This is a genomic window from Achromobacter deleyi, from assembly GCF_902859705.1.
Classification (GTDB): domain Bacteria; phylum Pseudomonadota; class Gammaproteobacteria; order Burkholderiales; family Burkholderiaceae_B; genus Achromobacter; species Achromobacter deleyi.
The window spans coordinates 1-659 of record NZ_CADIJO010000064.1; the positions used below are offsets into that span (position 1 = coordinate 1).

Sequence of the window (659 nt, forward strand, 5' to 3'; positions counted from 1 at the left end):
GCCAGGTTCTGGTCCTTGCCGGCCGACCAGTGCACGGCCTCGCCGGCCGTCACTTGCAGGTGCTTGGCGGCGACCTGCGCCAGCCCGGCGCGCGCGGCCATCAGCACGACGGGATCGGTGGGGTGCGGCACTTTGCCCTGCGCGGCCTGCGTGTGCTTGGCCGAGGCATCGCCGCGGGCGCCATCCAGGCTGTCGCCCGCGACCGTGCCCGAGACCGCGCGGTGCATGGCCGCCAGCGGCGCCTTGTCGCCATCGAGCACGCTGGCCTGCGGGCCCTTGGTACCCAGCGCCGTGGCCAGCCGCAGGCCCTGGTGGGCGCCCACCACGCCGTCCAGCGAACGCGCCATCTGGTCGGTCTGGCTGGCCAGCGCCTGCACGCCCGCCGCATCGCCCACGGCGCTGGCGTTGCCGCCGGTGGCGCTGTAGGTGGTGAGCAGCACGCCCGCGCCGCCGCGCACGGCGCCGTAGGCGTCGGTGCGCAGTTCGGCGCCCACGCCGCGCAGGCCGCCGCGGTAGTTGCCGGCCTGGTGGATGAGGTGGCCCAGGTTCAGTTCCGAGGCGTCCTGGCTGCTCTTGACCTGCATGCGCAGCTGGCCGTCGGTGTCGTCGAACACGATCTGGTTGTAGCCCGCGCCGCCGAATTCCTTGCTCTTGAAGCC

Annotated in this window: 1 protein-coding gene; it reads right to left on the minus strand. The window is 73.9% G+C overall.

The genetic code is table 11. The features are described from left to right. Positions 1 to 659, minus strand: a 659-nt coding sequence (locus tag HV798_RS31560) for a type VI secretion system Vgr family protein (protein ID WP_175216641.1), incomplete at both ends; no start/stop codon positions are given.